Source organism: Micromonospora sp. NPDC047738 (assembly GCF_040642675.1).
Taxonomy (GTDB): Bacteria; Actinomycetota; Actinomycetes; order Mycobacteriales; family Micromonosporaceae; genus Micromonospora.
Window position 1 is genome coordinate 12804 of record NZ_JBEYSO010000050.1, and the last position, 22418, is coordinate 35221.

At 73.4% G+C, this 22418-nt stretch carries 22 protein-coding genes and 2 pseudogenes; 16 read left to right on the forward strand and 8 right to left on the reverse strand.

From position 1 onward, the window contains the following. Positions 1–267: 267 nt before the first annotated feature. The 3 genes from ABZ783_RS35480 to pip all read left to right on the forward strand — a co-directional run bounded on the left by ABZ783_RS35480 (position 268) and on the right by pip (position 3405). A complete protein-coding gene (locus ABZ783_RS35480) occupies positions 268–1752 on the forward strand; it encodes a hypothetical protein (RefSeq protein WP_357446904.1) in 1485 nt (494 codons plus the stop codon). Between the two features lie 264 nt (positions 1753–2016). Continuing rightward, complete coding sequence (locus tag ABZ783_RS35485) at positions 2017–2391, forward strand: hypothetical protein (RefSeq protein ID WP_357446907.1); 375 nt, start codon at positions 2017–2019, stop codon at positions 2389–2391. A gap of 48 nt (positions 2392–2439) precedes the next feature. Further along, on the forward strand, positions 2440–3405 hold the full coding sequence (pip, locus tag ABZ783_RS35490) for a prolyl aminopeptidase (RefSeq protein WP_357446911.1): 966 nt from the start codon (positions 2440–2442) through the stop codon (positions 3403–3405). A gap of 54 nt (positions 3406–3459) precedes the next feature. Here the strand turns inward: pip and ABZ783_RS35495 are convergent, their stop codons facing one another. Next, complete coding sequence (locus ABZ783_RS35495; RefSeq protein WP_357446914.1) at positions 3460–4218, reverse strand: hypothetical protein; 759 nt, start codon at positions 4216–4218, stop codon at positions 3460–3462. 100 nt (positions 4219–4318) lie between these two features. Here ABZ783_RS35495 and ABZ783_RS35500 point away from each other — a divergent pair, with 100 nt between their 5' ends. The 3 genes from ABZ783_RS35500 to ABZ783_RS35510 all read left to right on the forward strand — a co-directional run bounded on the left by ABZ783_RS35500 (position 4319) and on the right by ABZ783_RS35510 (position 6703). After that, the gene (locus tag ABZ783_RS35500; RefSeq protein WP_357446917.1) at positions 4319–5206 is read left to right on the forward strand and encodes a metallophosphoesterase; all 888 of its coding nucleotides are present in this window, start codon (positions 4319–4321) and stop codon (positions 5204–5206) included. Further along, the gene (locus ABZ783_RS35505; protein WP_357446920.1) at positions 5203–5862 is read left to right on the forward strand and encodes a 4'-phosphopantetheinyl transferase superfamily protein; all 660 of its coding nucleotides are present in this window, start codon (positions 5203–5205) and stop codon (positions 5860–5862) included. The genes ABZ783_RS35500 and ABZ783_RS35505 overlap by 4 nt, the downstream gene beginning before the upstream one ends. 154 nt (positions 5863–6016) lie before the next feature. Continuing rightward, a complete protein-coding gene (locus ABZ783_RS35510) occupies positions 6017–6703 on the forward strand; it encodes a hypothetical protein (protein WP_357446923.1) in 687 nt (228 codons plus the stop codon). A 5-nt stretch (positions 6704–6708) separates the two neighbouring features. Here the strand turns inward: ABZ783_RS35510 and ABZ783_RS35515 are convergent, their stop codons facing one another. Beyond that, the gene (locus ABZ783_RS35515; protein WP_357446926.1) at positions 6709–7308 is read right to left on the reverse strand and encodes a PadR family transcriptional regulator; all 600 of its coding nucleotides are present in this window, start codon (positions 7306–7308) and stop codon (positions 6709–6711) included. Between the two features lie 100 nt (positions 7309–7408). Between ABZ783_RS35515 and ABZ783_RS35520 the strand changes: the two genes are divergently transcribed. Together ABZ783_RS35520 and ABZ783_RS35525 are read left to right on the forward strand one after the other, a co-directional pair. Next, positions 7409–10231: an FtsX-like permease family protein gene (locus tag ABZ783_RS35520; RefSeq protein WP_357446929.1), complete on the forward strand. Its 2823-nt coding sequence runs from the start codon at positions 7409–7411 to the stop codon at positions 10229–10231. A gap of 2 nt (positions 10232–10233) precedes the next feature. After that, a complete protein-coding gene (locus tag ABZ783_RS35525; RefSeq protein WP_357446933.1) occupies positions 10234–10980 on the forward strand; it encodes an ABC transporter ATP-binding protein in 747 nt (248 codons plus the stop codon). A 51-nt stretch (positions 10981–11031) separates the two neighbouring features. Here the strand turns inward: ABZ783_RS35525 and ABZ783_RS35530 are convergent, their stop codons facing one another. Next, complete coding sequence (locus tag ABZ783_RS35530; RefSeq protein ID WP_357446937.1) at positions 11032–11466, reverse strand: ChaB family protein; 435 nt, start codon at positions 11464–11466, stop codon at positions 11032–11034. Positions 11467–11543: 77 nt separating this feature from the next. Beyond that, positions 11544–11990, reverse strand: a complete 447-nt coding sequence (locus ABZ783_RS35535; protein ID WP_357446940.1) for a phage holin family protein — start codon at positions 11988–11990, stop codon at positions 11544–11546. A 548-nt stretch (positions 11991–12538) separates the two neighbouring features. On the opposite strand from ABZ783_RS35535, the gene ABZ783_RS35540 reads away from it, so the two are divergent. The 6 genes from ABZ783_RS35540 (at position 12539) to ABZ783_RS35565 (ending at position 17427) form a co-directional block, all read left to right on the forward strand. Continuing rightward, positions 12539–13123, forward strand: coding sequence for a hypothetical protein (locus ABZ783_RS35540; RefSeq protein WP_357446943.1), 585 nt, complete (start codon positions 12539–12541; stop codon positions 13121–13123). A gap of 233 nt (positions 13124–13356) precedes the next feature. Next, positions 13357–14010 carry a hypothetical protein gene (locus tag ABZ783_RS35545; RefSeq protein WP_357446946.1) on the forward strand — a complete coding sequence of 218 codons (654 nt, stop codon included), beginning with the start codon at positions 13357–13359 and terminating at the stop codon, positions 14008–14010. Positions 14011–14143: 133 nt separating this feature from the next. Continuing rightward, positions 14144–14464, forward strand: a complete 321-nt coding sequence (locus ABZ783_RS35550) for an STAS domain-containing protein (RefSeq protein ID WP_357446949.1) — start codon at positions 14144–14146, stop codon at positions 14462–14464. A 168-nt stretch (positions 14465–14632) separates the two neighbouring features. Continuing rightward, on the forward strand, positions 14633–15508 hold the full coding sequence (locus ABZ783_RS35555) for a DMT family transporter (RefSeq protein WP_357446953.1): 876 nt from the start codon (positions 14633–14635) through the stop codon (positions 15506–15508). 72 nt (positions 15509–15580) lie between these two features. Next, complete coding sequence (locus ABZ783_RS35560; RefSeq protein ID WP_357446956.1) at positions 15581–16177, forward strand: helix-turn-helix domain-containing protein; 597 nt, start codon at positions 15581–15583, stop codon at positions 16175–16177. Further along, the gene (locus tag ABZ783_RS35565; RefSeq protein ID WP_357446959.1) at positions 16174–17427 is read left to right on the forward strand and encodes an MFS transporter; all 1254 of its coding nucleotides are present in this window, start codon (positions 16174–16176) and stop codon (positions 17425–17427) included. Before ABZ783_RS35560 ends, ABZ783_RS35565 begins: the two co-directional genes overlap by 4 nt. Positions 17428–17544: 117 nt before the next feature. Here ABZ783_RS35565 and ABZ783_RS35570 read toward each other — a convergent pair whose 3' ends face one another. From ABZ783_RS35570 to ABZ783_RS35585, 4 genes are all read right to left on the reverse strand, one after another. Further along, positions 17545–18303 (reverse strand): peptidylprolyl isomerase, encoded by a 759-nt coding sequence (locus tag ABZ783_RS35570; protein ID WP_357446962.1) that lies wholly within the window; start codon positions 18301–18303, stop codon positions 17545–17547. Positions 18304–18523: 220 nt separating this feature from the next. Continuing rightward, positions 18524–19282, reverse strand: a complete 759-nt coding sequence (locus ABZ783_RS35575) for an SRPBCC domain-containing protein (RefSeq protein WP_357446965.1) — start codon at positions 19280–19282, stop codon at positions 18524–18526. A 104-nt stretch (positions 19283–19386) separates the two neighbouring features. Then, a complete protein-coding gene (locus ABZ783_RS35580) occupies positions 19387–19845 on the reverse strand; it encodes a DUF6069 family protein (RefSeq protein ID WP_357446968.1) in 459 nt (152 codons plus the stop codon). A gap of 1 nt (position 19846) precedes the next feature. Continuing rightward, positions 19847–20455: a helix-turn-helix domain-containing protein gene (locus ABZ783_RS35585; RefSeq protein WP_357446970.1), complete on the reverse strand. Its 609-nt coding sequence runs from the start codon at positions 20453–20455 to the stop codon at positions 19847–19849. 151 nt (positions 20456–20606) lie between these two features. Between ABZ783_RS35585 and ABZ783_RS35590 the strand changes: the two are divergent. Together ABZ783_RS35590 and ABZ783_RS35595 are read left to right on the forward strand one after the other, a co-directional pair. Further along, positions 20607–21773, forward strand: a pseudogene (locus ABZ783_RS35590) (ROK family transcriptional regulator); the annotation flags it as partial. A 180-nt stretch (positions 21774–21953) separates the two neighbouring features. After that, positions 21954–22307 (forward strand): annotated as a pseudogene (locus ABZ783_RS35595) (DUF1801 domain-containing protein); the annotation flags it as partial. Between the last annotated feature and the right edge of the window lie 111 nt (positions 22308–22418).

Here is a 22418-nt window from a genome sequence, read left to right on the forward strand (position 1 = left end):
CCGGCCAGGATGCGGGCCGAGGGTGGCTTCCGGCCAGCCGGTTTCGGGCCGGGCGGGCCCAGCGGACCGCTCCGGCCGGTTCACTCCGGTCGACGACGGCACCGGGTCGACCTGGTGCACGACCGGCTGGACGCGCACGGCGCCCGGCCGAGGACCGGGGTGGGGCAGGACCCGCGCACCGGCGACGGTACCGTTGCGCCTCATCATGCCCTTGCGGGGCGGTCGTCCGCCGGCCCGACGCTGGCGAACCTGACGGAGGATGGCGCAATGTCCAACGGCGAGGAACCGTTCGCATCCCACGACGACGTGTCCGCACGGCCGAGGTTCGACCCGGCGCTGCGCGGCTACGACAAACGCCAGGTGGACCGGTACGTCGAGCAGATGGAAGCCGAACTGTCCGCATTGGCGGCCGGTCGGGACCGGGCGTACGCGCAGGTGCGGGAGCTGACCACGCAGGTGCAGCGGACCCAGGCCGAGGCGGCGGAGCTGCGGCAGCGACCGGCCGAGGTGGACCGGGCGTCCTTCCGGGACCTCGGTCCGATGGTCGAGCAGATCCTCGACCTGGCCGAGCGGCAGTCCGCCCAGATCACCGAAACCGCGACCAGGCGCGCCGCCGACCTGCAGGAGCAGGCCGAGAAGGTACTGGCCTCGGCGCAGGAGGAGGCTGTCCGCCAACTGCGGGAGCTGGAGGACGAGCTGTCGGCGCGCCGCGCCGAGCAGGAGAACGCGCACGAGGAGCAGCGCGCCGCCGCGCAGGCGGAGCTCACCGCGATCCGGGAGATGGCCGAGAAGCTGCGCGTCGAGGGGCAGGCCGCCCACGAGCGGGCGCAGCAGGAGGCGAAGCGGATCGCCGAGCAGAGCGCGCAGCAGGTCGACCAGGCCCGCTCCGCCTCGGAGGCCTTGGTGAAGGCGGCCCGCACGCAGATCCAGCAGGAGGTTCAGGCCACCCGGAGCAAGGCCCAGCAGGAGCTGGCCCAGTGGCAGGCCACCATGGCCCGTGAGCTGGACGAGCGGCGGGCCGCCGCCGAGCAGGAGCTGGCCGACCGGGCCAGCGCCGCCGAACGGGACATCGCCGCGCTGGTCGCCGAGGCCCAGCAGTACGCCACCGAGGTCCGCGAGCGGGCCGACGAGGAGACCGCGGCGCACCAGGAGCAGCTCTCCACGGTGCAGCAGGAGATCCAGCAGCGGCAGGAGACCCTCACGCAGCTCCAGGCCGAGTTGGGTACCGTCGGCCAGCGGCTGGAACGGACCCGCCAGGAGATCGCCACGGTCGAGCAGGAGGGGGCCGCGCTGGAGGAGCGCCTGGTCGAGGTACGCCGGGACCTGGCGGCCGAGACCAAGCGGCTCGACGAGGCGCGGCGGGCGGCGGACCTCGCCGAGCAGCACGCCAAGGAGACCCGGGCCCGGGTGCAGCGCGAGGCGAAGCGGGTGGCCGACCTGGCCGCCGCGGCGGTCATGGCGGCCGCTGCGGGCGGCGCGGCAACCGCCGAGTATCCGCAGGTCGCTCCCCGCCCTCTCGGCGACGGCGCGGGCCACGACGCGGCCGACCGTCCGGCGGCGGAGCGCCCCGAGGGCCCGGAACTGCCGACCGGTGACGCGAACGCCTCGCGCGCGCCGCTGAACGGCCCCACGTTCGACGCGTTCGCGGTGCGTCCACCGGCGCAACGCACCGCCCCCGAGGCGGAGTCGGCCGTGCGGGCCGCCGAGGAGCCGGCGGCGGGCCCCGACGTGGGGATCTCGGCCAACGCCTGAGCCGGCCGTCCTGACCGGTGCCCGGCCCGGGTGCCGGTCAGGATCCGGCCGGCCCGGCGCCGGCTCCGTCCGGTGTCGAGGCAGGTCGTCCGGCCGCCCGGCATCGCACCACGCCCAGGCGAGGCGGTCCACGTCGAGTAGGTGGGGGCGCTCAGCAGGTCCGCCGCCGGAACGGCGGCCCGGCGAACTCTTGATCTGCATCTTGAAGCATGCAAATATTCGGATCACTTTGCGTGCTGCTCCGACTTCGAGGGGTTGATCAACGTGCGGAAGTTTTCCTCCGTCGCGACGGCCGTCGCGCTGGCGACCGCCTGCTCCGGCGTCGCCGTCATCAGCGCGGCGGCGCCGGCCGGCGCATCCTGCAGCCACTCCCGCACCAACGTCGACACCGCGGGCGGCCAGCTCTTCAACGCCAGCAACGTCAACATCCGCTCCGGCCCGCACACCAGCTGCGCCTCCCTGGGGTACGGGCAGTACACCCACAACGTCGACTTCTGGTGCTTCACCAACGGCGACAAGGTCACCGCCAACGGGCACACGACCTACACCTGGACCTACCTGAAGGACACCACGACCGGCGTGTCCGGCTGGGTGGCGGACGCCCTCCTCGACAACCTCGGCAGCAACATCGCCTGCTGACGCCGGCCGCCCCCACCGGCGGCCCGCGAACGGGCAGGATGGTTCGGCATGACCACCGAGCCCCGCCTCTACCCGCCGATCGAGCCGTACGCCACCCACCGGATCGCCGTCGGTGACGGCCACGAGCTGTACGTGGAGGAGGTGGGCCGGCCGGACGGCGTACCCGTGGTGTTCCTGCACGGCGGGCCCGGCGGTGGTCTCGTCCCGGCGGCGCGGCGGTTCTTCGACCCGGACCGCTACCGGGCCGTGCTGTTCGACCAGCGCGGCGCGGGCCGGAGCACCCCGCTGGGTGGGCTGCGCGCCAACACCACCTGGCACCTGGTCGACGACATCGAGGTGATCCGCGAGCGGCTCGGGATCGACTCCTGGCTGGTGTTCGGCGGCTCGTGGGGGGTCACCCTCGGCCTGGCGTACGCGCAGAGCCACCCGGACCGGGTCACCGGCCTGATCCTGCGTGGCGTCCTGCTGCTGCGGCGCAGCGAGCGGAACTGGTTCTACCAGGGCGGGCTGCGCCACCTCCAGCCGGACGAGTGGGACCGGTTCATCGCCCCGATCCCGGAAGCGGAGCGGGACGACCTGCTGGGCGCGTACCACCGGCGGCTGCACGGGCCCGACGACGCCGAGGCCCGCGCGTGCGCCGTCGCCTGGGGGCGGTGGGAGGCGGTGAACTCCGCGCTGCGCCCCGACCCGGGCCTGCTCGCCCACTTCACCGCCGACGAGCACGCGCTGCCGATCGCGCGGATCCTCTCCCACTACGCGCTGCACGGCGGCTTCTTCACCAGCGAGACGCAACTCCTTGACGGGGTGGACCGGATCCGCCACCTTCCCGCCGTCATCATCAACGGCCGCTACGACCTCTGCTGCCCACCGGTGTCGGCGTACGACCTTGCGCGGCGCTGGCCGGAGGCCGAACTGCGGATCGTGCCCGACGGCGGCCACTCCGCGGCGGAACCGGCGATCGCCCGGGAACTGCTGCGCGCCACCGACCACTTCGCCGACCTGCTCACCGGCTGAGCCCCGCAGGCCGGCCTTCGTCGCCTGCGCCGGGCTGGCCGCCGCAGTCGCCCGTCATTCGTCGAGGAGGGCCCGGACGGCGGCGGCGATCACCGGGTCGACCGGGAACCGCTGCTCCAGCCAGCCCAGCGTCACCCGGGCCGCCTCCCGGTTGCCCCGGTAGCCGGGCACCATCTCGGCCAGCGGCAGCACCTCCGGCGGGTACGCCCGCTCCACCCGGCGGCTCGGGTCGAACGGGTCCCGCCGGTGCGCCGCCGCCGAGGCGGTGAGCCGCAGCAGGGCGAGCACCCGGTCCACCGCGTACGACTGGATGAACCGCGCCGCGGTGAGCCGTTCCCCGCGCAGCTCGCGGTGCAGGCCGACGTAGAGGTTGGTGAGCGCCTCGTTGAGGTGGAACTCGACCGTGTCGTACGGCGTGGCGGGGCGCGCCGGTGGCCCGCACTCGGCCAGCCCGGCGGGCGCGTCGGGCCGCTGCCACACCACCCGGGCGCCGGTGAACGGCAGGCGCCGCAACTCGTCCACGGTGAAGACCGCGTACTCGACGAAGATTCCGTCGGCGTAGCGCGCCTTGCGGCCGTTGCGTTCGTTGGCGAAGCTGTACGCCACCGGGCCGGGCGCGGCCAGCCAGTCGATCGACTCGACGTAGCGGGGCACCGCGCCGTCCGCGACGACGAGGAAGAAGTCCAGGTCGGAGTGATCGTCCAGCCGGTCGTGCTCGGCGCCGGCCGAGCCGAGGCCGAGCAGCGCCACGGTGTCCGGCCGGGTGGCGAGGTGAGCGGCGAGGTCGTCGAGTCGACGCAGCATCGGGTGCAAGCCGTCGTCCCTTCCGTGAAGAGTCGACGTTTCAGCCCGTACGGCCCTGCTCGCCGCCGGGGTCGCGACACCGATGCGGCCCATCATCGTTCTCCGGCGGATGCCGCACAAGCGCATCTGTCCCGCACCGGCCGACAATGGCAAGATCGACCGGGTGACGGGTTCGCTGTTGGCGGTCAGTGACCTCCATGTGTCGTACGCCGAGAACCGCCGCATCGTGGACGGCCTGCGACCGGAGTCGACGGACGACTGGCTCATCGTGGCCGGCGATGTCGCCGAGCTGTTCGGGCACGTGGAGCGGACGTTGCGCCAGCTCCGCGACCGGTTCGACAGGGTGATCTGGGTGCCGGGCAACCACGAGCTCTGGACGCACCCGGCCGACCCGGTGCAGCTGCGCGGCCGGGACCGGTATGACGCGCTGGTCCGGATGTGCCGCGACCTCGGCGTGCTGACCCCGGAGGACGACTATCCGGTGTGGCGCGGCGACGGCGGGCCGGTCACCGTCGCGCCGCTGTTCCAGTTGTACGACTACTCGTTCCGGGCGCCCGGCACCACGTCGAAGGAGGCGTCGCTGCAGCGCGCGTACGACGCCGGGGTGGTCTGCACCGACGAGCTGCTGCTGCACCCCGACCCGTACCCGGACCGCGAGTCCTGGTGCTGGGCCCGGCTCGCCGAGACCGAGCGGCGGCTGGCCGCCGTCGACCCGGCGCTGCCGACGGTGCTGGTCAGCCACTGGCCGCTGGTCCGCGAACCCACCGAGGTCCTGTGGTACCCGGAGTTCGCGCAGTGGTGCGGCACCGACCGGACCGCTGACTGGCACGTCCGCCACCGGGCCGTGGTCGCGGTCTACGGGCACCTGCACATCCCGCGCACCACGCACTACGACGGGGTGCGTTTCGAGGAGGTGTCGCTGGGCTACCCGCGCGAGTGGACCCGGCGCGGTGGTGAGCCGCGACCGATGCGGCGGATCCTGGGCGGTGCGGCGTGATCGAGGCACTGCTGCCGCCGGCTGCCGTACCCGTCGAGGCGTTCTCGGATCTTCCCGGTGAGTCCCCGTACCCGGGCGAGGAGGATCTCGTCGCGAGGGCGGTGGAGACCCGCCGACGCGAGTTCGTCACCGCCCGCCGGTGCGCCCGGGAGGCCCTCGCCCGCCTCGGGTACGCCCCGGCCCCGATCCGCTCCGGCCCACGGCGGGAACCGGTGTGGCCGGCGGGCGTGGTCGGCAGCATCACCCACTGCGCCGGCTACCGGGCCGCGGCGGTCGGCCGGATCACCGAGCTGGCCAGCCTCGGCATCGACGCGGAACCGCACGGTCGGCTGCCGGACGGCGTGGGCGCACTGGTGACCGTCGCCGGTGAGCCGGACCTGCTGGGCCGCCTCGCCGACGCCGACCCGGGCGTGCACTGGGACCGATTGCTGTTCAGCGCCAAGGAGTCGGTCTACAAGGCTTGGTACCCGCTGACCGGGCGCTGGCTCGGCTTCGAGGACGCCGAACTGTCGGTCGACCCCGCCGCCGGGACGTTCACCGCGCGGCTGCTGGTGGACGGCAGGCGTACCGATGGCGGGCCGGAGCTGACCGAGCTGCGCGGCCGGTATCTGGTCGCCCGCGGCCTGGTCGTCACGGCCGTGGCGGTGGCCCGCTGACCTCTGGTGCCGGGTCGCCGAGGTGGCGGTGTCGCGCCGCCGCCGACACCACCAGATCGCCGACCCGGGCGGAGGCCCGGGCGACCCGGCAACGACGCCGCTGCGACGTCGTGTCCTGCCCACGATCCGCTGCGGCAGCGGATACGGTCCCGGAATGACCACCGAAACCGCCATCCGGCACGCCGGCGGCACCCTGCTCGACTACTACCTGCTGCGGGCCGAGGCGGACCACGCCGAGGTGACGGGGCTGCTGGTCGAGGAGTTCGTCCTGGCCGACGACCTGGCCGCGGCACGGCTGCGCAGTGCCGGGTGGACGCCGACCGACGGCGGCTGGTGGAGTTCGGCCGCGTACGCCCGGGCGGTCCGCACCGACCCGCGGCTGCGCGCCCGCCTGGCGGCGGTCGACCGGGCCACCGCCGAGGCGACCTACCACCGGCTCGGCGGCGGCGACCTGCCCGCCGAGGAGGAGCTGCGCGGCCACTTCCGCGACGACGTTCCGCTGGCCACCGGTGCGCCGCTACGCCTGAGCGACGGCCCGGACGTCCACCGGATCCTCTTCGCCGGTGAGCTGGACGACCGCCGGTTGGCCCGGCTGGGCGCGCTGCTCCGGCTGGACGATCCGGACGGGGCGCGGCCCGGCGTGGTCGGCACCGGGCGGCTCCGGGTCAACGACACGAACGTCCGCTGGGACCTGCGGCGCGTCGGCGGCGGCATCGCCTGGTGCCTCGACGTGACCGCCGAGCCGGCCGGTGGCGACGCGCTGCCCTGGGTGCTCCGCCAGCTCATCGGCGTGGCGCGCGGCCACGGCCTGCTTCCCGCCACGATCGAACGCCTCGCCTGACCAGCTCAGCCGGCGGCGCGGGCCTCGCCGGCGGCGTCCGGTGCCGTCCCGGTGCGGTCGGCGGCCAGGGTGGCGAGCAGCGCGCCACCGTCGGCGAGCAGCGCCGCTTCGGCGTCGTCGACGAAGGCGAGATCGGCCTCGACGTGCCGGGTGGCGGCCGAGAGCAGCAGCCGGACCACCGGGTCGTCGGTCCGGCGGCGCAGCCCGTCGAGGTTGCGCAGCTCGCGCATGAGGTGGCCGCGCTGGTTGCCGAGCACGGTCCGGACGGTTGCCTCGGCGCCAGAGCGGGCGGCGGCGGTGACCTTGAGGAAGAAGTCGTCCCGGAATCCGCCGCTGCGGGGGCTGGGCTCGGCGAGCCACCGGTCCAGCTCGGCGCGGCCGGCCGGGGTGATCTCATAGACGACCCGGTCGGGTTTGACCGGCTGGGGCTGCCGCTCGGCGACCACCAGCTCGTCGCGGGAGAGCCGGTCGAGGATCTGGTAGAGGTGGCCGATGTTGAGCGGCCCCCACTGTGGGCCGACAGCCGCCTCGAAGGCGCTCTTCAGCTCGTAGCCGTAGCTGGGGCCCCGGGCGAGCAGGGCCAGGACCGCGTGCTGGATCGCCACCGTCTCCTCCAATCCGGGCTGGACGTGTCCGGCCCGTAGGGGTCTTGCATTGTCACAATGTATCGCGCAGAGTGTGGGGCAGCACACGGGGAGGCGCGACATGCTCAACTTCGTCTGGAGGCAGCTGCGCGGCCGTGCGGGACGGTCGGCGGCGCTGCTGGTCGGCGTACTGGTGGCCACCACCGGTTTCGTCGTCCTCACCGGCGCCACCACCACCTCCCGCCTGGCGGTGACCGGCGCCGTCGAGCGGGACACCCGGGCCGCGTACGACATCCTGGTCCGTCCAAAGGGGACGCGCACCGCCCTGGAGGCCGAACGCGGGCTGGTCCGCCCCAACTACCTCTCCGGCCTCTTCGGTGGCATCACCACCGCACAGTACGACCAGGTCAAAGCCGTCGACGGGGTGGACGTGGCCGCCCCGATCGCGATGCTCGGCTACTCGACCACGCCGATCGAGATGCCGATCGACCTGACCGACGCGGTCGACCGGTCGCTGGACCGCCAGGTCATCCGGATCGACCGGGCCTTCCTCGCCGAGCGAGGGCTCACCCACGCCACCGCCGCACCGACCTACGTGTACGTGACGAAGCACGGGCTGCACTATCCGGTCATCGGCGACCAGTACTACCCCGACGCGGTGCGATACACCGACGGGCGGACGTACGACACCCAGGACTGCGGCCTGACGCCCCGGGAGGTCCTCGACGGTGGGCGTACCGAGCCGGTCTGCGATCTCCGGGTCGAACAGGGCAACCAGCTGACCGCCCTCACCGAACGGCAGACCTGGGAGGTCAACACGTTCCGACTGCTGCCGAACGGGCGCTTCGAGCAGTCGACAGCGGGCAACGGACCGGACGCGCCCGCGTCAAGTTCCGCCACCCGTCTGACGATCACGCTGCGGCTCACCGTGCCGTTCCTGCTCGCCGCGGTCGACCCGGACGCCGAGCAGCGCCTGGTCGGACTCACCGACACCGTGGTGACCGGGCGTCCCCTCGCCGCCACCGACACCACCGTCGTGACCAACCAGGGAGGCGGGCTCATCAGCCGCCGCGTGTCGGTGCTCGCCACCAGCCGACCCTTCGTCGACGGCGCGATCCGGGCCACGTACACCCGGTTGCGGCCCGGTCGCAGCCTCGCCGAGATTCCGCCGCAAGACCTGACGGCGGCACTGCGCGGGGCCCCGGCCGTGGCAGCCGGCGGCACCGAGCAGGACGCGCTGAGCGCGTACCGAGCTCAGCTTGCCGACGGGCTGAGCGCCGACACCTGCTGCTGGGGCCAACTGCAGGTCGTCGTGCAGGCCGGCCAGGCCACGTACGACCAACAGCCCGACGGCACGCTACGGGTGAACACCACCGCGCCGGGTCCGGACGTCTACAACGGTGAGGGGACCCTGATCCCGCTGCCCCGGCCCTGGCTCACGGAGGACACCAGCTTCCGACCACTGATCTCCTTGCGGCTCGGCCCCGGCGGCCAGGACGCCCGACAGTGGCACGCGGTCGGCCTCTTCGACCCGGAGAAGCTGACCGGCTTCAGCGACCTGGGCAAGGTGCCGCTGGAGACGTACGAGCCGCCGGCGGCGCAGGGCGCCGACGACCGAAGCCGGGCCGCGCTGGGCGGGCAACCGCTGGAGCCGAGCGGCAACCCGGCAGGCTACCTGTCCGCCCCGCCGCTGCTGCTGACCACCCTGGCCAGCGTGCCCGGTCTGCTGGCGAACGGCACCAGCCCGCAGCGCACCGCCCCGATCAGCGCGATCCGGGTCCGGGTCGCCGACGTGCACGGCTACAGCGAGCGCTCGGCTGAGCGGGTCCGGCTGATCGCCGAACGGATCGCCACCGAGACCGGTCTGGACGTGGACATCACCCTCGGTTCGTCGCCGGCTCCGCAGACCGTGGAGCTGCCCGCCGGCGCGTTCGGCCGGCCGGAGCTGCGGCTGACCGAGAACTGGTCCGCGCTCGGGGTGGCCTCCGCGATCGTCAAGGCGGTGGACCGCAAGAGCGCCGCGCTCTTCGTGCTGGTGCTCGTGGTCTGCGTGCTGTTCCTCGGCAACGCGGTCTCCGCCGCCGTCCGGGACCGCCGCCCCGAGCTGGCGGTGCTCGCCTGCCTCGGCTGGCCGGCGCGCCGGATCGGGGCGCTGATCCTCGGTGAGGTCACCGCGCTGGGGCTGGCCGCCGGGCTGCTCTCGGTCGGCCTGGCGTTCCCGCTCGGCGCCGCGCTGGACATCGCCCTCGACTGGCGGCGAGCGCTGCTCGCCGTACCGGTGGCCCTGCTGCTGGCGCTGGTCGCGGGCCTGGCACCGGCGCTGCGGGCCGCCCGGGCCCACCCGGCGGCCGCGCTGCGCCCGCCGGTGGCCGCCGCCCGCTGGGTACGCCGCCCCCGCTCGCTGCCCGGCCTGGCCCTGGTGAACCTGGTCCGTGCCCCCGGTCGCACCCTGCTCGGCGCGGGCGCGCTGGCCATCGGGGTGGCCGCGCTGACCGTGGTCGCCGCCGCCGCGTACGCCTTCCGCGGCGCCATCGTCGGCAGCCTGCTCGGCGACACCGTGTCGCTGAGCGTGCGCGGCGCGGACGCCATGGCGGCGGTGGCGACGGTCCTGCTGGGGGCGGCCGCGGTCGCCGACGTGCTCTACCTGAACATCCGCGACCGCGCCGCCGAACTGGCGACGCTGCGGGCGACCGGCTGGACCGACGCCGCGCTGCGCCGCCTGATCGGCTACGAGGGACTGCTCCTCGGCGCGCTCGGCGCGCTCACCGGCGCGGGCCTGGGCCTGGGCGGGGCGGCCTGGCTGGTCGGCGAGCTGCCCCCGGCGCTGCTGCTGGTGACGGCCGCCGTGGCACTGGCCGGGATGCTGGTCACCTGCCTCGCCGCGCTCGTCCCGGCCGCGCTGCTGCACCGCCTCCCCACCGCACGACTACTCGCAGAGGAGTGACCATGGACGCGACCCCCGGCAGCGCGGTCCGGGCATCGGGACTGGTCCGGCAGTTCCGCACCGGCGCCGAGCGGCTCACCGCCATCGACGACGTGTCGCTGGAGATCGCACCGGGCTCGGTCGTGGCGCTGACCGGGCCGAGCGGCTCCGGCAAGTCCACCCTGCTGCACATGATCGGCGCGATCGAGCAGGCCGACCGGGGGTCCGTGACGGTGGACGACGTCGAGGTCACCGCGCTGCGCCGGGCCGCCCTGGCCCGCTACCGGCAGCGGGTCGGTTTCGTCTTCCAGCGCTACCACCTGCTGCCAGCGCTCACCGTGCTGGACAACGTGATCGCGCCGGTGCTACCTCGACGGGGACGCGGCGACCACCCGACCCGGGCCCGGGAGCTCCTGGCGGCGGTGGGGCTGGCCGGCCGGGAACGGGCGCTGCCCGCCCAGCTCTCCGGCGGTCAGCAACAGCGGGTGGCGATCGCCCGGGCCCTGATGGGTGCGCCCCGGCTGCTGCTCGCGGACGAACCGACCGGAAACCTGGACTCGACGACTGGTGCACAGATCCTCGACCTGCTGCTCGACCTGCGCGACCGGCACGGCATGACGATCCTGCTCGCCACCCACGAGCGGGCCATCGCTGCCCGCTGCGACCGGCTGATCCGCCTCAACGACGGACGGGTCGTCGAGGACGTCGACCTCACCGAGGGCGAGGATCCCGCCGACACGTACCAGCGCGCCAGCCGGTTGCGGCTGTAGCTCGGCCGGCCGCCACGCGTACCCGCACCGCCCTGCCGGGTCCGGTCCGGCTCAGCGTTTGCGGGCCCGGGCGGTGGCCCGCGCGTTCGCCTTCTCGATCGCCCGGACCAGGTCGTCCTTGTTCAGGTTCTGCGGGTCCTCGATGCCCACCTTCCGGGCCACCTCGTCGAGGTGGCCCTTGCTGGCGTTGACGTCCACGCCCTGCGCGGTGGGCCGCCGCCGTTGCGCCGACTCCGGTGTGCCCAGCGCCGCCTGCGGGTCCGACGGCCCCCGGTGCTCCTTCGGCTCCCAGTGGTCGCCGACCTTCTCGTGGGTGTGCTTCAGCGACGCGTACGCGGTCCGGTGCGCCCGCTCCCCGTCGCCGTAGGTCTCCTCGGCCGACTCCAGGGTCTTCTTGTAGGTGCGTACCGCCTTGTCGTCGGAGCGGGCGACGGTCGACGGCACCTCGGGCCGCATCTGTTCCGCCTGCTCGTGCTTGTCTCCCATGGCTGTTCCCTCCCCTGCGGTTCCCTGCCCGGCGCTGCTGCCCGCGGCCGGTTCCGGCCGGCACGGCGCCGCTCGTGTCATCGCTCCCAGCCGTCGCGGGCTGCGGAGGTGCCGGCGGGCATGACCCGACCAGCGGTGCTCGACACGGCGTTTCCGACCTGGTCGGCCAGGCGTGCGGAGCTGCCGCCCGCGGTCCGCAGCCGCTGCAGGCCCAGGCCGCCGAGGAACACGGCTGCCGCGAGGTAGCCGGCCGTCAGTCCCGCCGCCGCCATCCGCCGCGGCAGCATCGCCTCCAGCATCCGCAGCGTGGTCGTCGAGGCTGCCCCGATCCCCAGCACCACGCACCCGCCGGCGGCGGCCAGCAGCAGGAAGCCGACACCCGCCGGCCGGGCGGCGTCGGTCAGCTGCGCCCGCACCGCCCGCACCTCCTCCCGGACCACGTCGGCCACGTCCGCCGCCAGGCGCTCGACCGGGGCGCTCCGCCCCGCGGGCCCGCCAGCACGGCCTCCGACGGTGTCACTCATCGGGCCTCCCTCGACTCGTCAAGACCCGCCTGCGTACCCGGAAACCGCGACGGCAATCAGCCAGCCCGTGTGTCGGAGGGTGCCCGGACGGTCACGCCGGGCACAATCGGGGGTCGTGGTGTGAGCAGAGGTGCTCCCTCCGGAGGTGCCCGTTGGCGCGGTGTCAAGGCCGACTGACCAGGTGGACGCTGCGTGGCATCCTCCTGCTCGGCGGCGTTCTCGCCGTCTGGGGCCTGTCCGACACGGTCGCGGATGACCCGGCTCAGGCTGCCGCGCCGACTCGGTCCTGCCTCCTCGGGGACGCGCTCGACGGCGCCGACCGGATCCTCGGCGGTCTCCTGAGCTGCACGCCGCACTCCGCGCCCGGTTCGCACCGTGGGGGTGAAGCATCCGCCGTCGGGGGCGGCGCCCCGGCGGTGAACAGGCGCCAGCCACCGGCGCGAGTTCCGGCGGATGCCCCGCCCGCGCGGGTGCCGGCACCGGCACGGCCCGCGCCGCACGCCCCCGTCCGCGCGAGCGCGGACACCGTCGTCGAAGCGACCACTTCGGTGACCGGTCGGGTCGTGGACCTCGCCTCGCCCGTCGTTGCGGAAGTCGCCGAGGCAGGGCTGCTGAAACCGGTCGGCAGTGTGCTCCGGCCGCTGGTCGAGCCGATCGTGGACGTGCTGCCACCGGCCCTGGACCCGGTGCTCGACCTGACACAGCCGATCATCGGCCCACCCGCCACGCCCACCGACCCGGTCGTGGCCGCGCCGCCGGCCGTGGCCGCCCGCGCGCCGGTGGTCGCCGCGCCCACCGCGCTCGCCCGCCCGGCGCCACCGGTGGCCGCCAGCTATCCGGCACCCCCGGCACCGCCCCGCTGGGCACCGCCCGCGGGCCGCGGCGCGGAGCCACCGGATGCCGCCGCGCTGACGCGGGTGCGATGGCCGGGCCACCCCGGCCACACTCCCGGCGCGACGCCTGCCGCTCCCGCCCGCACCGCCGCCAGCGGCTCCGCCCACGCCGGGATCAGCCTCCCGGCCGACGCGTGCCGGCCCTCCTGGGCCCCGGACCTGCACCTACTCGGCCTGTGTGTCGGGGGGTGCGACCCGCTCGCGGACCGCTCGTACCGGCCGGACCCCAGACCCGCCTGAGCATCCCGGGCCGCTGCCGCGGGCGGAGACGGCGCGGTGAGGCCGGGGGTGAGCGGGTAATTGCGCCTGGTGCGCTCGTGCCTGCGCTCACCCGGATTCCTGGTCGATCACTAGTTCCCGCACGGGCACAGCGGCCGGCACCGCTGCCGCTGAAGCCCAACTGCCGCTGCCTTGGTCCGCTCGCAACCGGGACCGCTCGGCCGTCCACGACCATCTGCAACCAGGAGAACTTCGTGCACCGCACACTGCCCGTCTGCCGCGCCCGTTGGCAGGACATCCCCGACATCGTCGCGCTCGTCGTCGACCCCTTCGCCGGCAGCACCGTCGGCGCGTGGCTGGTACCCGACGAACGCCACCGACGTGACGTGCTCACCGCCGCCATCCGCCTCTGGATCGAGCACGCTCTCCTCTGCGGCGAGGCGTACCTCCTGCCCGGCCACTCCGCCGCCGCGGTATGGCTGCACCGATACGGTCCCGTCCCACCGCCGACCGAGTACGGCGAGCGGCTCGCCGTCGCCTGCGGCGACTACCTGGACCGGTTCCTCCACCTCGACGACGTCCTGGCCACCCACCGGCCCGCCAATCCCCACAACCACCTGGCGTTCTTCACGGTCGCGCCGAACCCGCACCGGATCAGGCGGGCCAACGCACTGCTCACCACGAGCAACGCGCGGATGGGCCAGACCCTGCTCCCCGCCTACGCGGAGGCGACCACGATCGCCGAGCGAGACCTGTACGCGCGGCACGGCTACGTCGCCCACGAGTCGTTCCGGCTCCCCGACGGCAGCACCGCGTACCCGATGTGGCGCGGCCCGGGTCGGTGGCGGGTCGGCCACCGCCCGCTCAGCCCGGCGATCTGCCCGTATCGGGCCGCCTCGGCGGCATAGCCAGGGTGGCTGGCAAAAAGCCCCGCTCAGGTTCCTTGTCCGAGGACAATCTCTGAGTGGGCAGGCAGCAGCATATGGTGCTGGAACAACGGCGAGCCACGAGGGAATCGACGCATGGAAGAACACGGGACTCGTGAGTAACTTCACCATCAGTACGTCTTTCGCGGCGGACGGCACAACGCTGCTCCATGTCCGCGGCGAAATCGATGTCTCCACCTCCGCCGAACTCCTGGCCGCTGTCGTGAACGAGGTCAACCGACGACGTCCGCCCAAGCTGGTGGTCGACATGCTGCATGTGACGTTCCTCGACTCCACCGGCTTGACGACTCTTCTTTCCGCTCATCGGGCCGCCCAGCAACTCGGCACGACGTTGGTCGTACGTGAACTCAGCGCTTTTGTACAAAAGCAACTGCGGGTGGCCGGTATCTACGAAATCCTCACCGAAGTCCATTAGTCGGGCGGCCGGCAGCCGCTCGTCGCCTTTCCGGCGTCCGAGGAATAGGTGAGACGATTCCTCACCCATTCGTTCCGGTTCATCCGCCGGCAGCCGCGGACGAGGGTCACCTGCTCGGCGCCGGCCGGAGCCGGCGCATCGGAGGGAGAAGAAGGGGTACGCCCTTCGGTGGTCTTCATCCTTGCGCTCGGCGCCGCCCTGCTGCTCGGGACCGGTTCGGTCATCCAGCAGCGGGTCGCCTTCCAGGCCCCGGACGGCCTGGCGCTGCACGTGGCACTGCTGTGGCATCTCGCCCGACAGCGCCTGTGGCTGCTGGGTCTCGCCGCGACCCTGATGGGCGGCGCGCTCAGCGGTCTCGCCCTCGGCCAAGGCTCGGTCGTGCTGGTGCAGCCCGTCCTGGTACTGCGCCTGCTGTTCGCCCTGTCGGTCGCGGCGCTGTGGACCCGGCGCCCGCTGCGGCGGCGGGACTGGGCGGTGGCGTCCGCGGTCACCGTCGGCATGGTCGCCTTCCTGGTGGCGGGCAGTCCCGGACCAGGCAACCCGGAGGGCGTGCCAGCCTGGGACTGGGCGGTGGCGGCGGCCGCCATCGGCGCGCTGACCTGGGCACTCGTCCGCATCGCGCGCCGGCTGCGCCCCAACCAGGAAGCGCCGATGCTGGCGATCGGGGCGGGCATGCTGTTCGGGCTCCAGTCCGCGCTGACCCAGTCGGCCTCGCACCGACTGTTCACCCAGGGACTGCTGGCGCTGCTGACCAGCTGGCAACCGTACGCGGTGGTGCTGATCGGACTGCTGGGCACGCTGCTCGCGCAGAGCGCGTACGACCTCGCCCCGCTGTCCGTCGCCTATCCACCGCTCGCCGCGGCCGAGCCGCTCGCCGGTATCGCGGTCGGCATCGGCGTGCTCGGTGGGACCCTGCGGCTGACCCCGGGGGCGATCTCCGTGGAGGCCATCGGCCTGATCGTGATGACACTCGCGGTGTACCTGCTGGCCGCGTCGCCGCACATCGTCGGCCACCGCGACGAGCCGGCGAAGAAGAAGCACTGACCGGACCCGGTCCAGACCTCGAAGTGAAATCTCATCGTTGCCAGCGGCGACGTGAGAGACTACTTTCGAAACATGTCTCTCAAAAATCCGTACGGGGACTTCGAGATCACCGACCCGCAGGCGCTGCGGGCCCTCGCGCATCCGGTGCGGCTGGCCGTCCTCGGCCATCTCCAACGCCATGGCCCGGCCACCGCGACCCAACTGTCGCCGCACGTGGACGCCACCCCCTCGGTGGTCAGCTGGCACCTGCGCCACCTGGCCTCGTTCGGGCTGGTGACCGACTGGGACGGTGCCACCAACCGGCGCGAGCGCTGGTGGCAGGCGGCGGCCAAGGGGTTCCGGTTCAACCTGCCCGACGACGCCGACGGGCAGAACGCGGCACGCCAACTCCAGGGCGAGATGTTCGCCCAGAGCGCCGAGCTGCCGCAGCAGTGGCTGCTGCACGACGAGCCGCGGCTGGACACCGGGTGGCGGCGGGCCGCGGGCCTGGCCAACACCCGGATCATGCTCACCGCCGAGGAGATGCAGCAGCTCAAAGACGACGTCGAAGCCCTCATCGCCAGATACGTGCAGCGCCCGGAGGCCGAGGCGCCGGCCGGGGCTCGGGGCGTACGGCTGCTGCAGTACGTCCTGCCGGAGCCCGACGGCGACGAGCAGACCGAGGCATGAGCGCCGTCACCGCCGCCCCGGCCGGCACGGTCCGGACCGGGCGACACTTCCGGGCGTTCTGGCTGGCCCAGACGATCTCGCAGTTCGGTGACCGGATCACCGAACTCGCCCTCCCGCTCATCGCGGTCACCATGCTGGCCGCGACCCCCGGCCAGGTCGGCCTGCTCACCGCCCTGATCTGGCTGCCGTACCTGTTCGGCATGTTCGTCGGCGCCTGGGTCGACCGGCGTACGCACAAACGGCGGCTGCTGATCATCGCGGACCTGGCCCGCGCGGCCGTGCTGTTCAGCCTGCCCGTCGCCTACCTGCTCGACATGGTCAGCCTGACCCAGATGTTCCTCGTCGCGGTGCTCAGCGGAGCCGGCGCGGTGCTGTTCAGCATGGCCTACCCGTCGTTCTTCGTCACGCTCGTGCCGAGCGCGGCCTACATCGACGCCAACAGCAAACTCAGTCTGAGTCGAGCCGGATCGTTCGTCGCCGGTCCCGCCCTCGGCGGCACGCTCATCCAACTCCTGACCGCACCCGTCGCGCTCGCCGCCGACGCCCTGTCGTTCCTGGGATCCGCCCTGCTGATCCGGCGCATCCCGGCCGGCGAGGCACCGCCGGCACCGAACCGCTCGTCGACCCGCGCGCTGATCCGGGACGGGCTGGCGCTGCTGCTGCGACACCGCGTGCTGCGCGCCGCCCTCGGCGCCACCACCACCGTCAACTTCTTCACCTTCATCGCGTCGGCGCTGCTGGTGCTCTACGCCAGCCGCGAGCTGGGCCTGTCGGCGGGCGCCATCGGACTGGGCATGGGTGCCGGCGCCCTCGGCGGCCTGGCCGGCGCGGCCCTGGCCCCGCGGGTGACCCGAGCGATCGGCGTCGGCCGCACCGCCATCATCGGCACCGCGCTCTTCCCGGCGCCGCTGGCACTGCTGGCGCTGGGCAGCGGCCCGACCTGGGCGAAGATCGCGTTGCTCGCCGCGGTCGAGTTCGTCTCCTCGGTCGGCGTCATGCTCATGGACATCAACCTCAACGCCCTGATCACCAAGGTCACGCCCGACGACGCCCGGGGGCGGACGGCCGGCGCGTACAGCACCATCAACTACGGCATCCGCCCCCTGGGTGCGCTGATCGGCGGCTGGCTGGGCACCACCATCGGACTGCGTCCCACCCTCGTCCTCGCCGGCCTTGCCGGCGTCTCCGCCGCCCTGTGGCTGATCCTGTCACCCGTCCGAGCCATCACCACGCTCAACGACGAGCCCTGATACCACGCACGGCCACGGACCGAGCGCCCCTCCATCGAACGACATCACTGACGTCCCGGTTACCCACCGGCGGCCCCGTCACGCCTACTCGGCGCGGCGAGGCCGCCGCTTGGGGTTTCAGCGGCCCCGGGTGGCCCGGCCGATCTCCACCGGCAGGGCCGGCGCGCCGTCGACCGGTGCCGGGTCCTCCGGCGTGACGGCGATCCCGCCGGCCGCGATCCGGTCCAGGGTCGCCAGGCCGGCCTCGTCCACCGTGCCGAAGACGGTGTAGTTGGGCCGCAGCGCCGAGTCGGACTGCACCAGGAAGAACTGGCTGCCGTTGGTGTCCGGGCCGGCGTTGGCCATCGCCAGGGTGCCCCGGGCGTAGAGCCGCCGGACCCCGGTCGGGTCGGTCGGCGCCGGCGGCAGGTTGGTGGGCAGTTCGTCGGCGTACCGGTAGCCGGGACCGCCCTCGCCGGTGCCGGACGGGTCGCCGCACTGCAGCACCTTCAGCGTCGGGTACGCGGTGAGCCGGTGACACGGCGTCCGGTCGTAGAACTTGTGCCGGGCCAGGTGCAGGAAGCTCTGCACGGTGCACGGGGCCTGTTCACGGTCGAGGGTCAGCCCGATCGGGCCCTGGCTGGTCCGCAGGGTGATCCGGACGGTGCCGCGGTCGGGCGTGTGCCGGGGGTCCGGCGGCAGCGCCACCGGCCGGGCCGCCGGTTCGTCCGGCGTGGGCGTGTACGCGCACGGGCCTTTCGTGGGCGCCGGCGCGGCTGCCGGTGCCGCGGTCGCGGTGGCGCCACCGGCGGCGACCAGCGCGGCGGACACCACCGCCACGCCCGCGAGGCGGGACAGCAACTGCGGGATGGCGTGCGGTCGGGTTTCGCTCGGCACGTGGTCCTCCCTGGACTTGTGGTAGCAGAGAGACCGGAGTCTATGGAGACGGTGACCCGATGTCGATGACTCGTTCTGTCGGCCCGTGCCGACGCATCCCGTCAGAGTGGATGCCCGGCGGGGCTGGCCGTCCTTCGTGAGGCGTCCGGCGGGGACGGCCGCTCCCGGCGTGGGAGCGGCCGTTTCCGGTCGTCGCGGTCGACGGGCTGCGGTCGACCGGTCAGCCGATGGGGAGTTCGTTCACCCAACTCTGCCAGGCCTGCTCGACCCGGGCCGGGTCCTGGTCGGCGGCGAAGATGTGGTGGCCGAGGACCAGGACGTTGCCACGCTCGGTGCCGGAGTGCAGGAACCGGTAGAGCGCGTCACTGGTGCGAACGCCGAAGTAGGTCGGCAGGCCGGCGAGGTCGACGACCCCGTCGATCGGCGGCAGGCCGGCGACGGTCAGTCGGGCCCGCTGCCCCTCGGTGATCGGGCCGCTGATGCCGAACGCGCCGGCCACCGCCGCGAAAGCCTGGTCCGGGGTGCCGGCCCCGGGGCGGAACGCGGCGACCGGGGCGCCGGCCCGGCCGGGGAAGTGGGTGAGGTAAACGGCCAACGTGCCCAGGTACATCTCCCAGCCGGCCTGCATCGCCTCGTACTCGGTCTCCCAGTTGTCGCCGAGGACGCCGCTCTGGACCAGCCGCAGCACCGTGGCGCCCTGGTCGCGGCCCTCGATCAGGTACTCGATGGCGTTGAAGGCGCCGTCCGGGCCGGACTCGGCGCGGATGGCGAACCGCTTCCCCGGCTCCCATGCGGTGACGGTCGCCTCGTCGGTGTGGCCGGCCATGGTGAGGCTGCTGCGACCGCCCTCGCGCGGCTCCACCTCGTTGCGGCCCATGAACCAGGAGTCGAGGCCCGGCCCGGTGGCGATCGCGTCCCACACCTGCTCGGGGGTGGCGGCCAGTTCGATGTCCTTCTGCAGTTCGAAGTGGTGTCCCATGATGCGGAGCCTTTCCGGTGATCGGTGTCGTCGAGAGTTCTGTCGAGTCGTTTGCTGGTGGCCGCCGCCTCGGCTGGGGCCGGAAGGTGGTGGTCCGGGGCGGGTCAGCGGGCGGCCGCGCCGGCCTGGTGGCGGAGCATCGGCAGCAGCGCCACGGCCACCACGACGTGCAGCACGCAGAGCATCAGCCGGGTGTCCCCCGTGGCCTGCTCGATGAAGACCGGGACGAACGACGCCGCCAGCACCGTCCCGGCCAGCCCGCTCCAGACCGCCCGGGCGTGCCGGGTGAACCGTTCGAGCAGCGTGAGGGCACCCCAGCCGAGCAGCCCGAAGACCAGGCTGAACACGGCGATCTCCGGCAGGATCAGCGGGTGTGCCTGGGTGGCGCCGGGGTCGGTGAGCGTGAAGTCCACGCCGGCCGCGCGGCCGACCAGGTAGAGCAGGCTGTTCGCGGCTACCGCGGCGGCCACCCCCAGGGCGCGCTGGCGGCGGCGGGACGTGCCACCGACGGTACGGCTGGTCGGGCGGGTCCGGGCAATGATCGGGCTGGTCGTGGTGGTCATGTCAGGACTCCTCGGATTCGTTGCCGGTCGTGGGGTTGACGCTGGGGTGCAGGGCGAGCACTACGCGGTGCTCGCGGCCGCCGGGGGCGTTCTCGTCGTGGTACCTGCTGACCAGGGCGCTCACCGTGGCGGCCAGTTCCTCGGCGAAGGCGGCCCGGTCGCGGGCGGAGGCGAACCGGACGGTGGCGTCGATGGCGAACGTCGCCACCCGCTTCTTCGCCCGGTCCGCGCCGGTGATGAGCGCGCCGACGTCCTGCACGAGCCGGGCAGCGACCGCGAGCAGCCACCGCGCGGACAGCCGGTCCGGCGCGTCGGACGGGTTGGGCCGCACGGCCGCGAGGGCCGCCGGCGAGATCACGTACGACGCCGCGGTGGCCTGCATGACCCGTTCGGTGACGTTGCCCTTGCGGCGCTCCTCCACCAACTCGATCAGGCCGTGCTGCTCGAGCGCGCGGAGATGGTAGTTGACCTTTTGGCGAGGCAGGCCGACCCGGGCGGCGAGCATCGTCGCCGAGGCCGGCTCGGCGAGCGCGGCCAGCAGCCGGGCCCGCATGGGGTCCAGCGACGCCTCGGCCGCCGCCGGGTCCTCGATCACTGCGATGTCGAACATGACCCCACTCTCCCACCGACAATTTTTCTTGTCAAGACAACTCGCCTTGTCGGCTGATCCTGTGGTGCTACCGCTCGGCGAAGGGGTGCCTCCCGCACACCGGCCGCCGGGATAATGGACCCGCGACGCCGCAACACCGCCGGAGGTCGGGTTGGTCCAGGACGAGATCCGCCGACGTAACCTCGGCACCCTGCTGCGACACGTTCACCTGGGCGGTTCGCTCTCCCGTGCGGCGCTGGGTGAGCGGATGGGGCTGAACCGCAGCACGATCATGGCGCTGACCGCGGAACTCACCGCCGCCGGTCTGGTCCGTGAGGAGCCGCCGACCGACACCGGGCGGGCGGGCCGGCCGTCCCTGGTGGTTAGCCCGGAGTCCACCCGGGTGTACGTGCTGGCGTTCGACGTCGCCGTGGACTGGCTCGTCGCCGCCCGGGTCGGACTGGGCGGCGTCATCCTGGACCGCCGGCGGGCGCCCCGTCCGCGTGCCGGAGCCGATCTCGACCGGGTGGTCGAGGTCCTCGCCTGGTTCGGTCGGCAACTGCACGAGGCGGCACCGCCGGCCTCGGTGTGCGTCGGGGTCAGCGCGTCGTACTGCGGGATGATCCGGCCAGGCGACGGCCTGGTCCGCTTCGGACCCGACATGGGCTGGGTGGACCAGGCGTTCGGCACCGAACTCGGCCGCCGGCTGGGCCTCGGCCTGCCGGTGTCCGTGGGCAACGAGGCCCACCTCGGCGCGCTGGCCGAGCAGCAGCGCGGGGCGGGCGTCGGCTTCCGGAACCTGATCTACCTGCACGGCGACGTCGGCGTGGGCGGCGGGATCATCGTCGGTGGCAAGTTGCTGGACGGTGAGGGCGGATACGGCTGCGAACTCGGGCACATGGTGGTCAACCCGTACGACGGGCGGCCCTGCGGCTGCGGCTCGCGCGGCTGCCTGGAGGCGGAGGTCGGCGAACGGGCCCTGCTCGACGCCGCCGGACGGCCCGCCGAACTGTTCGGCCGCGACGCCCTGCGCGCGGTGGTCGACGACGCCGGCCACGGCGACCCGGTGGCCCGTGACGCGCTGCACCGCGTCGGCGACTGGCTCGGCATCGGGGTGGCGAACCTGATCAACCTGTTCAACCCCGGCATCGTGATCTTCGGCGGGATGCTGCGCGACGTGTATCCGGGCGCGGCCGACCCGGTCCGCGCCCGCATCGCGGCCAACGTGCTGCCGGTCGCCAGGGAGCGGGTACGGCTGCACACCTCGGCGCTCGGCGACGACGCGACCCTGGCTGGTGCCGCCGAACTCGGCTTCTCGGAACTGCTGACCGATCCACTGGGTACGCTCGCCCGCCCGGCGACCGGGGGCTGGGCGTCGACATCCATCGCGAGCTCGGTGTCGCACTCTCGTGGCAGCATGACCGGCATGGCGACATCGAAGCAGCCGGTGACCGTCCCGACCGACGCCAGCGTCGATGACTTCCTGGCCGCGGTCCCCGACGAACGCCGGCGGGCCGACGCCGAACGCCTCTGCACGTTGCTGCGCGAAGTGACCGGCGAGCCCGCGGTGATGTGGGGCCCGAGCATCGTCGGCTTCGGCAGCTACCGCTACACCTACGATAGCGGACGCACGGGCGACTGGCCGCTGGTGGGTTTCTCGCCGCGCAAGCAGCAGCTCGTCGTCTACCTGGTGGGCGGGTTCGAGGAACGGCATGCCTCGGTGCTCGCCCGGCTCGGCCCGCACAAGACCGGAAAGGGATGCCTCTATCTCAAACGGCTCGACGACGTCGACGAGAGCGCGTTGCGTGAACTCGTCGACCGGACGGTGCGGGTGCACAAGGGCGTCGACCGGGCCAGCAGACACGGGCATTGACGATCTCTCCGCCCTAAAGGACTCCGTTGGGGAATGGCGAAAACGTTCGGATGCACCTGTTGGCATGATTGTTGGATCGACCGGGTGGAAAGGGTCCAACGTGTCGCTGCA

Coding starts and splice junctions, on each gene's coding strand:
- ABZ783_RS35480 (WP_357446904.1), top strand. CDS start 268: ATGTCCAACGGCGAGGAACCGTTCGCATCCCACGACGACGTGTCCGCA.
- pip (WP_357446911.1), top strand. CDS start 2,440: ATGACCACCGAGCCCCGCCTCTACCCGCCGATCGAGCCGTACGCCACC.
- ABZ783_RS35500 (WP_357446917.1), top strand. CDS start 4,319: ATGCCGCACAAGCGCATCTGTCCCGCACCGGCCGACAATGGCAAGATC.
- ABZ783_RS35510 (WP_357446923.1), top strand. CDS start 6,017: ATGACCACCGAAACCGCCATCCGGCACGCCGGCGGCACCCTGCTCGAC.
- ABZ783_RS35520 (WP_357446929.1), top strand. CDS start 7,409: ATGCTCAACTTCGTCTGGAGGCAGCTGCGCGGCCGTGCGGGACGGTCG.
- ABZ783_RS35525 (WP_357446933.1), top strand. CDS start 10,234: ATGGACGCGACCCCCGGCAGCGCGGTCCGGGCATCGGGACTGGTCCGG.
- ABZ783_RS35530 (WP_357446937.1), bottom strand. CDS start 11,466: ATGGGAGACAAGCACGAGCAGGCGGAACAGATGCGGCCCGAGGTGCCG.
- ABZ783_RS35535 (WP_357446940.1), bottom strand. CDS start 11,990: ATGAGTGACACCGTCGGAGGCCGTGCTGGCGGGCCCGCGGGGCGGAGC.
- ABZ783_RS35560 (WP_357446956.1), top strand. CDS start 15,581: ATGTCTCTCAAAAATCCGTACGGGGACTTCGAGATCACCGACCCGCAG.
- ABZ783_RS35565 (WP_357446959.1), top strand. CDS start 16,174: ATGAGCGCCGTCACCGCCGCCCCGGCCGGCACGGTCCGGACCGGGCGA.
- ABZ783_RS35575 (WP_357446965.1), bottom strand. CDS start 19,282: ATGGGACACCACTTCGAACTGCAGAAGGACATCGAACTGGCCGCCACC.
- ABZ783_RS35580 (WP_357446968.1), bottom strand. CDS start 19,845: ATGACCACCACGACCAGCCCGATCATTGCCCGGACCCGCCCGACCAGC.
- ABZ783_RS35585 (WP_357446970.1), bottom strand. CDS start 20,455: ATGTTCGACATCGCAGTGATCGAGGACCCGGCGGCGGCCGAGGCGTCG.